Raw genomic sequence first — 10395 nt, 5'->3', positions numbered from 1 at the left:
CGCCCGGCTGGCCGCCTTGGCGGGCGTGTTTCCGGCGGCGCTGGCGACGGCCGCAGCCGCCGCGCTCTGCTTCAGCGATGGCGAGCAGCCCTCGCTGACCGAGCACCTGGCCGGTATCCCCGCACGCGCGGCCGCCGAGGAATTGGACGGACTGCTGACCGGGATCACCGGCTTGCCGGACACCGACCCCCTGTCGGTGCGGATCCGGCGCGAATGGTCGCGGCTGGCCGGCGGGCAGGGCGGCAACCTGCTGCTGTCGCTGCGCCGCCGGCTCTGGGCCTGGAGCCCGAACCAGGAATCGTCCATGTCTGCGGCGGCGGTATGAGGATCACGTTCCTGCTCGCCAGGCGGGTGCCGGACGTTCCCAGTCCGGTGCTGCAGGTGGTCGCTGCCCTGCTCACCGCCGCCGGCCACCAGGTTGACGGCTGGATCCCCGAGGACAGGCTGCTCCGGGCCGACCGGTTCCTTCCCGACGCCGACCTGTACCTGCTCAAGTCGCATACCGAGCTGGCGCTCAGCCTCGCCGGCGTGCTCCACCACCAAGGCCTGCCGATCCTGAACCCCTACCCTGCGTGCGTGCGGGCCCAGGACAAGGTCACCGCGTCCCAGGCCCTGCGGGCCGCGGGCGTGATGGCGCCGGAGACGTGGCTGACCGGGGACCTGTCCCTGGCCGCGCCCCTGCTCGAGGCGGGACCGGTGGTCGTCAAGCCGCACCGCGGGCACCGCGGCGTGGGCGTGCATATAGTCCGCAGCACCGCCCAGCTGCAGTCCCTGCCGGAGCCGGCCGAACCGGTGGTCGTGCAGCGCTATGTCCCCGGCCCGGGGGAAGACCTGAAGGTCTACGTCGCCGGCGACCACGTCCATGCCGTGCGCAAGCGGTTCAGCGGCGACTCGTTCACCCGGCCCGGCAGGCCGGTGCCGGTGACGGACGCGGTCCGGGACCTGGCCCGGCGGGTGCGCAGTGCCTTCGGCCTCGAGCTGTTCGGGGTCGATGTCATCGAAAGCCCGCAGGGCCCCATACCCGTAGATGTCAACTACTTTCCCGGTTACAAGGGCTGCGAGGCCGGCGTGGCGGCCCAGATCGCCACGGTTATCCAGGAGCAGGTCCGGCATGCCCTGGGAGCGGAGGTGGGCGGATGAAACTGCGGCGGCTGCACAGCAGCCTCATCCATCAGTTGACCACGCCGCTGGGTACCGTGGTCATCGAGGGATTCGGCTCGCGCCTGGCCTTCGGCATCGTCAGCTTCGCGCTGCCCCTGTACGCCGTGTCGCTGGGCATGTCGCTGGCCTCGGTCGGGCTCCTGCTCTCGACCAATACCGCCGTGTCGATCGCCCTGAAACCGCTCATCGGCCCGCTGGTGGACCGCATGGGCGTCCGCCGCGCCTACGTCATCGCCGTGGCGCTGCGTACCGCCTCCATGCTCCTGCTCGTGGTCAGCTTCCAACCGTGGCAGCTGTTCGCGGTGCGCGGCCTGCACGGCGTCTCCATTGCCCTGCGCGACCCCGCCGCCGCCGCGGTGCTGGCCGGGCTGGGCGGCAAGCGGGCGGTGGCACGGCGTTTCGCGTGGTACCAAACCGCCAAGACGGTCGCCGGCTCGGCCGGGCGGTTCGCGGCCGGGGTGCTCATTACCCTGCTGATCGGCAACTACGCCTGGGTGTTCGTCGTCTCGGCTGCCATTTCCACGCTGCCGCTGGCGCTGATCCTGTGGCGGCTCAGGGGACCGGCCCTGGCCGGCCTCCGCCGCCCGCCCGCCGTCCATGCCGCCGCACGGGAGGCGTGGCGCCGCATGGGATCATACGCAGGCCTTGGCTTCCTCGCCTCCGGCACCGCGAATTTCATGTCCAACCTCCTGCCGGTCTTCGCCGTCGAGTACGCGGGCCTGCCCGCAGCGGCTGCCGGCGGCATCTACCTCGTCACGGCAGTCATAGCCCTGTCCGGGCCGGTGTGGGGATGGCTCGCCGACCGTGGCAACACCCATCTGGTCCTGGGCATGCGCGCCGTCGGCAACATTTTCTCCTCCGCCATCTGGCTGCTCTCCCCCACGTATGCCGGACTCATCGCGGGCAAGACCGCCGACGACCTGGGCAAGGCCGCCTTCCGGCCGGCCTGGGGCGCGATGATGGCCGACGCCGCGGAACGGGATCCGCGGCGCCGCGCGGCAACCCTGTCCCGGCTCAGCGCGGCAGAGGACCTGGGCGAAGCAACGGGCCCCATCGCCGCCGGCATGATCTGGACCGCCTGGGGTATCCCGGCGGTCCTGGGCGCGCGCATTGTGCTCGCGGTCGTGACCGAGGTCTACACCATCTTCCTCCACCGTGCCGTGTCGGCGCCGGCGGGCTCCGCCGAAGGCGCCGGCATCCGGTTGCAGAGCGGCGAGCCGCGCTAGCAGCCCGTGGCCGCGCACGTCCAGGATGCCCACCCGGTAGCCGGCAGATACGGGCAACGGCGTGAGACGGCGGAAGGTCCGGCGGGTATCACCCCTGCCATGGAGCAGCAGGATCGCCGGCCGCCGTGTGCGGGTGCCACACTGGCACCATGCCCTTCTATCAGGATGCTGCCGCTGCCCGGCCGCTGACGGGCATCCACCTCGTCCAGCGGACCCGCCGGCAGTTCCAGCTCGCCGAACCCATCTACTACCGCCGCCGGGGCGGGATCGGGGTCGTCACGGTCCGGGCGCACGACCTCACCCGGGGCCCGGAAGGAAACTCCTCGGATCTGGCCTCGGTGCCCACCTGGATGTGGGGACTCATAGCCAGCTACGGGCGGCAGAGCGCGCCGGCCCTGCTGCATGACCAACGCTTGGCCGAAACCAGGGAACTTCCGGCGCCGGTGGCCCTGCAGCAGCGGCGGATCTACGATGAAGAATTCCGGCAGGCACTGCTGGAGACGGACGTGGCACAGCTGCGGGCACGCCTGATGTGGGCCGCGGTTTCGGCGGCAAACTTCTTGTCCCACACGCGCATCCGCGGAAAGCTGATGGTGGCAGGCATCGCCGCCGGCAGCCTCGGCCTGCTCGCCGGCGCCGGCTTCTCCCTCGCCGGCGGCAGCCCGGCTCCGGCAGCTGCCGCCGTGACCGCCATCGCCGTCCTGTCGGCCCCGTGGGGCCGGGACTGGGCTGTCGTTGCCACCCTGTCCATGGCATTTGGCATTTTCGGCCCGGTCCTGGCCGTGGCCTGGGCCGGGCAGCTGCTGCTGTGGCTGTGCGAATCCCTCTGGTGGCTGGCCGCCAAGGCGTTTTCGGACCGGCCGGCGCCGCCTCCGACGCCCGGTCCGCTGGCGCGCAGCCGGGTACTTTAGTGCGGATGCGGGCAGCCTCCGCACGCCCGCCCGGGAAATCATGACCAAGATCACAATCCGGCGGACAGTTTCGGGCAGGGCGGCCAATTGCGGGCGAACTAAGATGGAGGTCAGCACCCCGGCCTCCGCGGCGAACACCCGGAACCGGAGGTTCGAAAACCCCTCATCCGCCCTCCCGGGCGCCTTTGGCATGCCCGGATTACCCATCATTCAGCACCCAGTTTTGGAGGAAGAACAGCAGTCATGTCATCGCAAGCTCTTGAGCATGGTGGCAACCGTGGCAACAAGCACCTGCCCGGGCGGATCAAAGCAAAGCTGCAGGCACTGTACCGCCGGGCGAAGGAGGCGGACCTGCGCCTGCCGCTGTGGGTCCTCGGCCTGACCTTCGGATTCTGGTTCGCGATTTTCTGGGCGGACGCGCCGCAGATCGGCAGCCTCTCCCCCGTTGCCGTGCTGTTGAAGATCTACGGCGCCGGCATTTCGGTGGCCGCCACCCTCGCCGTCGTCGCCGCCGCCGTCTGGACCATCGTCCGGCGGATGGGCTACGGCGATCTCTTCACGCCCGATTCGGACGAGAACGCGGACTGACGAGCCAAGCCGGAAGTGGGCCTGGTCCCCGTGCGCGCAGCGTGCGGGGACCAGGCCGTTCCGGCGGCATGCGTAGGATATGGGGACAGGCCCAACCGGACCTCCCACCGGCCGGCAACCGCGAGGAGCAACCCCATGACAGCCGAGGCAGCGCCGCGAAAACACCGCGCGGCCGGACGGCCGGTCCAGAAAATCCTGTCCAAGGAAGGCATCACCCTCGCGGCGCTCAAGCTCATCGCGGCCGGCGGCTATGACGCGCTGACCATGTCCGGACTGGCCCGCAAGCTCGGCGTCGCCCCCTCCGCGCTGTACAACCACGTCACCTCCAAGCATGACGTGCTGGTCCTGGTCCAGGACCATGTCATGGCCAACGTGGATGTCTCCGGCTTCGGCACCCTCCCGTGGGACGAGGCCGTCCGCCGCTGGGCCTGGTCCTACCGCGAGGTGTTCAGCCGGCACACCCCGCTGATCCCGCTGATCGCCGTGCTGCCCGTGGCCGGCGCCCCGCGGACCTTGGCCATGTACGAAAAGCTGACCTCCGGCTTCCTCGCGGCGGACTGGCCGCAGCCGCTGATCGTCCCGGCCATCGTGGCGCTGGAGTCCTTCATCTTCGGCTCGGCCTACGATGTCACCGCGCCGGAGGACATTTTCGAGCCCGGCGAACTGGCCGCGGCCAATCCAAAGTTCACCGCAGCCGTGCGTGCCCGGCAGCGCGACGAGGGCGCCGGTTCGCGCACGGCGGACGCCGCCTTCCGGCTGGGCCTGGAGGGGCTGATCAGCGGCCTTGGGGCGCAGCGCCGGGGCTGGGCCGGCGGTGCGCAGCCTCCGGAAAACCGGTAGGGACCCAAGGGGGAATCAATCACCGGGAACCAATATTGCCGGTCCACCCGTTAGGGTATTAAGCACAGAGCGTCTCGGGGGAAGACCACCTTAAGGGCGCCACCGACAACCGACTCTCTCCGGAGCAGCGGCACCAAAGGAGCTTAGGCGCGCGTGTTTCTCAAAACCTTCGGCTGGTCCCTGGCCATTACCGTCCTTTCCCTGGTCGTGGCCTTCCTCTACGGGGGACCGACCGCGCTGATCCTGTGCGCCATCCTGGGCATCCTGGAGGTGAGCCTGAGCTTCGACAACGCGGTGGTGAACGCGCGCATCCTGGAACGGATGAGCCCGTTCTGGCAGAAGATGTTCCTGACCGTGGGCATCGTGATCGCCGTGTTCGGCATGCGCATCCTGTTCCCGCTGCTGATCGTGGGCATCACCGCGCACCTGAACCCGGTCGAGGCCATCACCCTGGCCCTGGAGAAGGGTGACCCGGAGACCCCGGGCACCTACGCGTACCTGCTGCACGAGGCCCACCCGCAGATCGCCGCCTTCGGCGGGATGTTCCTGCTGATGCTGTTCCTGGACTTCATGTTCGAGGACCGGGACATCCGCTGGCTGCACTTTCTGGAAAGGCCGATCGCCAAAATCGGCCGGCTCAACGGCGCCTCCTTCATCGTGGGGCTGCTGGCGCTGCTGCTGATCGCCAACCTGGCCCGCGAGCACACCGTCACGGTGCTCACCGCCGGCATCGCCGGCCTGGTCACCTACTTCCTGGTCACCGCCCTGGGCGACCTGTTCGACGTGGACGCGGACGGGGACACCGACGCGGAGGACACCGGGGCCGTCGCCGCCCGGGCGGCCGGGCCGAACGCGGCCGCGAAGGTCACCGGCAAGGCCGCCTTCATGCTCTTTTTGTACCTGGAGGTCATCGACGCCTCGTTCTCCTTCGACGGGGTCATCGGCGCGTTCGCGATCACCGCGGACCCGATCATCATCGCCCTGGGCCTGGGCCTGATCGGGGCCATGTTCGTCCGCTCGCTGACCGTGTTCCTGGTCCGCCAGGGCACCCTGGACGAATACGTGTACCTGGACCACGGCGCCCACTGGGCCATCGGCGCCCTGGCCGTCATCCTGCTGGTCACCATCAGCGTCGAGGTCAACGAGGTCGTCACCGGCCTGATCGGCGTCGTCTTCATCGCCTCCGCCTTCCTCAGCTCCATCCGCCGCAACAAGCGCCTGGCCGCGGCCAGGCACTCCGAAGCAGTCACCGCAGCAACCAAGTAGAGAAAGAGGAACACCATGGCATTGAGCCTGCAGAAGGGCCAGTCCCTGTCCCTGACCAAGAGCGACGGCGCTTCCCTGACCAAGGTCCGGCTGGGCCTGGGCTGGGACGCGGCAGCGCCCGCCAAGCGGGGCCTGTTCGGCGGGCTCAAGACCGTTGAGGTGGACCTGGACGCTTCCGCGATCCTCTTCGATGCCGCCGGCCAGGCCCTCGACGCCGTCTTCTTCAACCAGCTGACCAGCCAGGACGGATCCACCCGGCACACCGGGGACAACCTCACCGGCGACGGCGAGGGCGACGACGAGACCATCCTGGTGGACCTGTCCGCGGTCTCCCCCTCGGTGGCGCACATCGTGTTCGTCATCAGCAGCTACAGCGGCCAGACCTTCGACAAGGTGGCCAATGCCTTTACCCGGCTGCTGGACGACTCCGCGCCGGGCAGCCCCGAGGTGGCCCGTTTCCAGCTCACCGACTCCGGCAGCCACACCGCCATGATCATGGCCAAGGTCTCCCGCCAGGGCTCCGGCTGGACCTTCCAGGCCATCGGCGAGCGCGCCGCCGGGCGCACCGTCAAGGACCTGATCGCCCCGGCCGCCCGGGTGCTCTAGGGAAAGGTGGCGTACCCATGTCCTCACTGACGCTGAGCAAAGGCGGCAACCTCTCCCTGACCAAGGCGGACCCCGGGCTGCGCCGGGCCATGGTCGGACTCGGCTGGGACCCGCGCACCACCAGCGGGGAAGCATTCGACCTGGACGCCTCGGCGCTGCTGCTCGGGGCCAACGGCAAGGTCCGCTCCCAGGACGACTTCATCTTCTACAATCAGCTTGAAGCCAAGGACGGCTCCGTGGTCCACCAGGGCGACAACCGCACCGGCGAGGGCGACGGGGACGACGAGCAGATCCTGATCGACCTGGACCTGGTCGCGGCCGACGTCGAGCGCATCGTCATCGCGGTCTCGATCGACCAGGCCGACGCCCGGGGGCAGAACTTCGGGCAGGTCCGCGACGCCTACTGCCGCGTGGTCAACCAGGAGACCGAGCAGGAGATCGTGCGCTTCGATTTGAGCGAGGATGCCGCCTCCGAAACCGCGATGATCTTCAGCGAACTCTACCGCCGCAACGGCGAGTGGAAGTTCCGGGCCATCGGCCAGGGCTATGCCAGCGGCCTGTACGGCATCGCCACGGACTTCGGCATCGCGCTCAGCTAGCGTTCGGCGGCTCCCCCGAGCCCTCGCAAGCTCGGGCCGGGGACCCCGGCCGCCTCACTTTTCGCAGCCTCGCTGCAAGCAGCGGCAAGGCATGAAGCGTTAACCGTCAGTATCCATACCCCCAGAAGCGAAGGAATCGATCAATGGCAGGCCTCACCCTTGACAAGGGCAGCAACCTTTCCCTGACCAAGACGGACCCCGGACTGCAGAAGGCCATCGTCGGCCTCGGCTGGGATCCGCGCACCACCACTGGGGAAGCATTCGACCTGGACGCCTCGGCGCTGCTGCTCGGGGCCAACGGCAAGGTCCGCTCCTCGGCGGACTTCATCTTCTACAACCAGCGGGCGGCCGCGGACGGCTCCGTGGTGCACGAGGGCGACAACCGCACCGGCGAGGGCGGCGGTGACGACGAGACGATCCTGGTGGATCTGAGTGCCATGGCTCCGGACGTGGAGCGGGTGGTCTTCGTCGTCTCCATCGACCAGGCCGAGGCCCGGCGGCAGAACTTCGGTCAGGTCCGCGGCGCCTACTGCCGCGTGGTCAACCAGGCCACCCAGCAGGAGATCGTCCGTTTCGACCTCAGCGAGGACGCGGCCCCGGAGACGGCAATGATCTTCTCGGAGATCTACCGGCACAACGGCGAATGGAAGTTCCGGGCCGTCGGCCAGGGCTATGCCACCGGCCTGGCCGGTATCGCCACGGACTTCGGCGTGCAGCTGGGCTGACCGCCCGCCTGCCCAGCATCCCCGCAGCATCTCCATCCATCGGAAGGATGACACCATGACTGTTCCCCTGACTCCCCCGGATATGTCCGAGGGCGCTCTGGTCCTGCAGGCACCGGAGGCCCCCGCCCTCGTCCAGCCGGACGACGCGCCCGGCATGGTGCCCGTTGCGGCGGAACGCCAGCAGGAAATCAACCAGCAGGCGGCCGCCTTCATCAACGATGTCGCCGCCCTGGACTCCCGCAGTCCCGACTTCGCCCAGCGGGTGGAGGGAATCTCCAAGCTCGGTCGCGACGAGATGCTCGAATCCGGCAATTTCTCCAGCCGCATGCTGGAGCGTTCCTCCACCTCGGTGGCCGGGGCCAAGCGCTCGGGCAACAGCGCCCAGGCGCAGGTGGCCAGCACCCTCGGCGAACTGCGCAGCACCGTGGAGGACCTGGCCCCCACGGACGCGCACCTGAGCGTGGGCCGCAAGATCCTCGGCTTCATCCCCGGGGGCAACAAGCTGGCCAGGTACTTCCAGCGCTACGAAAGCGCGCAGAGTCAGCTGGACGCCATCATCAAGGCCCTGATGGCCGGCCAGGACCAGTTGCTCAAGGACAACGCGGCGCTGGCCAACGAGAAGGTCCAGCTCTGGGACAACATGCAGAAGCTGAGCGAATACGCCGTCTTCGCCCAAGCCATCGACACCGCCTGCGTGGCCAAGATCGACGAGTGCCGGGCCCAGGGCCGCCTCGACGACGCCCAGAAGCTCGAATCCGACGTGCTCTTCCCCGTGCGCCAGCGCCGCCAGGACATCCTGACCCAGCTGGCCGTGTCCGTGCAGGGCTACCTGGCCATGGACCTGATCCGGAAGAACAACACCGAGCTGGTCAAGGGCGTGGACCGCGCCCGGACCACCACCATCGCGGCGCTGCGCACCGCTGTGGTCGTCGCCGAGGCGCTGGCCAACCAGAAGATGGTGCTGGACCAGATCGACGCGATCAACACCACCACCAACAACATGATCCTCAAGACCAGCGAGATGCTGAAGGACCAGACCGCGCGCATCCACCAGCAGGCCGCCAGTTCCGGGGTCAGCGTGGAGACCCTGCAGAAGGCCTTCGACAACGTCTTCCAGACCATGGACGCCATCGACACCTTCCGGTCCCAGGCCGCGAAGAACATGGAGGGCACCGTCCATGCGCTCGAAGCCGGGTTGGAGAAGGCCAGGCCCTATCTGGAGCGCGTGCGCCAGGCCGAGGGACAGTAAGCAGGACTGATCGGACGTGGTAGCACGGTTTTTCGGATCCCTGTTCGGCACCCCCCGTCCGGAAGAGGGTGCCGGCCAGGAGCCGGCGGCGGAACCCGACGACGACGCCCGCGTCGCCGAGGCGCTGGACGGGCTGCGTTCGGCGGTCCGTGCCGCCGGCCGGGAGTTGCCCGGCCTCATCTCCGCCCAGCTGCGGCAGATCGACGATGTGCTGCAGCCGCTGGCCGAGTACATCAAGGCCCAGGATGCCTCCACCGAACAGCGGGTGCTGCTCGAGGCCATGGTGGTGGATTACATTCCGACGCCGCTGAAGGCGTACCTGGCCCTGCCGGAGGAGGACCGGGGCGAGGACAGCCGGGCCACGGCGATGTTCGCCGAGCAGCTGCAGATCCTGTTCGACACGGCGCAGGACCTCAACCATCAAGTACGGAGCGGAGCGATTACCGAGTTGTCCACCTACGCACGATTCCTGGACGACAAGTTCGGGCCTTCCATGCTGACCCGGGGAGGCAACTAGTGGCCTCGATGGTGGCCGGCGCCAATGCGGCCCTGACGGCGGAGAACCCGCACCTGACCAGCGTGGTGGTGGGACTGGGCTGGTCCGTGATCCCCAGCCGCGGCCCGCAGGCCGAGCCGGTGGCCGCGGCCATCCTCTGCGACGGCTCCGGCCGGGCCGTTTCGGACGAACACCTGGTCTTCTTCAACCAGATCGCCTCCCCGGACGGTTCGGTGCAGTTCCTGGGCGACGAGGACCAGGAACAGATCGACGTCCAGCTGTCCGGGGTGCCCGGGGAGGTCAGCAAGATCTCCTTCATCGTCTACATCGACCCGGACCTGCGCGGCCCGGGCACCTTTGCCTCCGTGCGGGATGCGTACATCCGGGTGGCGGACCCGGACAACCGCGAACTGCTGCGCTTCGAGATCCCCTCCGGGACGGCGCAGAACATCAACGCCATGGTGTTTGGCGAACTGTACCGGCACAGCAGCGGCTGGAAGTTCCGCGCCGTCGGCCAGGGCTACACCACCGGCCTGCGCGGAGTGGCGGACGACTTCCGGATTGCGCTCTGACCATGGCCGTGAACCGGAACGCGATCCGCCATGACCTGCCTTTCCTGCGGCGCCGGGTGAAGCCGGCGGCTGCCGGTGCCGGGCCGGCCGCGCCGGCTGCGGGACAGGTGCCCCCGGCAGCCCCGGCGTTTCCTGCACCGGGGCTGAACCTCGGCC

Annotated in this window: 13 protein-coding genes; all 13 read left to right on the top strand. The window is 69.0% G+C overall.

Annotated features, from left to right (window positions below; translation table 11 throughout):
• Positions 1-325: hypothetical protein (locus tag ACFQ36_RS16980; protein WP_377015668.1), on the top strand; the 325-nt coding region annotated here is incomplete at its 5' end.
• Complete coding sequence (locus tag ACFQ36_RS16975; protein WP_377015666.1) at positions 322-1140, top strand: RimK family alpha-L-glutamate ligase; 819 nt, start codon at positions 322-324, stop codon at positions 1138-1140. The genes ACFQ36_RS16980 and ACFQ36_RS16975, both read left to right, overlap by 4 nt.
• On the top strand, positions 1137-2387 hold the full coding sequence (locus tag ACFQ36_RS16970; protein ID WP_377015664.1) for an MFS transporter: 1251 nt from the start codon (positions 1137-1139) through the stop codon (positions 2385-2387). The genes ACFQ36_RS16975 and ACFQ36_RS16970 overlap by 4 nt, the downstream gene beginning before the upstream one ends.
• 149 nt (positions 2388-2536) lie before the next feature.
• Positions 2537-3298 carry a DUF1353 domain-containing protein gene (locus tag ACFQ36_RS16965; protein WP_377015662.1) on the top strand — a complete coding sequence of 254 codons (762 nt, stop codon included), beginning with the start codon at positions 2537-2539 and terminating at the stop codon, positions 3296-3298.
• Positions 3299-3541: 243 nt separating this feature from the next.
• A complete protein-coding gene (locus tag ACFQ36_RS16960) occupies positions 3542-3886 on the top strand; it encodes a hypothetical protein (protein ID WP_377015660.1) in 345 nt (114 codons plus the stop codon).
• Positions 3887-4021: 135 nt separating this feature from the next.
• On the top strand, positions 4022-4726 hold the full coding sequence (locus ACFQ36_RS16955) for a TetR/AcrR family transcriptional regulator (protein WP_377015658.1): 705 nt from the start codon (positions 4022-4024) through the stop codon (positions 4724-4726).
• A gap of 153 nt (positions 4727-4879) precedes the next feature.
• Entirely contained in the window at positions 4880-5992 is a 1113-nt protein-coding gene (locus ACFQ36_RS16950) for a DUF475 domain-containing protein (RefSeq protein WP_377015656.1), read from the top strand.
• A 15-nt stretch (positions 5993-6007) separates the two neighbouring features.
• Entirely contained in the window at positions 6008-6598 is a 591-nt protein-coding gene (locus ACFQ36_RS16945) for a TerD family protein (protein ID WP_377015654.1), read from the top strand.
• A gap of 17 nt (positions 6599-6615) precedes the next feature.
• Positions 6616-7197 (top strand): TerD family protein, encoded by a 582-nt coding sequence (locus tag ACFQ36_RS16940; protein ID WP_377015652.1) that lies wholly within the window; start codon positions 6616-6618, stop codon positions 7195-7197.
• Between the two features lie 143 nt (positions 7198-7340).
• The gene (locus ACFQ36_RS16935) at positions 7341-7922 is read left to right on the top strand and encodes a TerD family protein (RefSeq protein ID WP_377015650.1); all 582 of its coding nucleotides are present in this window, start codon (positions 7341-7343) and stop codon (positions 7920-7922) included.
• 55 nt (positions 7923-7977) lie between these two features.
• Positions 7978-9171, top strand: coding sequence for a toxic anion resistance protein (locus ACFQ36_RS16930; RefSeq protein ID WP_377015648.1), 1194 nt, complete (start codon positions 7978-7980; stop codon positions 9169-9171).
• Between the two features lie 16 nt (positions 9172-9187).
• On the top strand, positions 9188-9688 hold the full coding sequence (locus ACFQ36_RS16925) for a hypothetical protein (RefSeq protein ID WP_377015646.1): 501 nt from the start codon (positions 9188-9190) through the stop codon (positions 9686-9688).
• 8 nt (positions 9689-9696) lie between these two features.
• On the top strand, positions 9697-10239 hold the full coding sequence (locus ACFQ36_RS16920) for a TerD family protein (RefSeq protein ID WP_377015671.1): 543 nt from the start codon (positions 9697-9699) through the stop codon (positions 10237-10239).
• The last annotated feature ends 156 nt before the right edge of the window (positions 10240-10395 follow it).

It is taken from the genome of Arthrobacter sp. GCM10027362, from assembly GCF_042679445.1.
GTDB lineage: Bacteria > Actinomycetota > Actinomycetes > Actinomycetales > Micrococcaceae > Crystallibacter.
The sequence above is the reverse complement of the archived record's forward strand: the minus strand, read 5'-3'. Positions and strand labels throughout refer to the sequence as shown.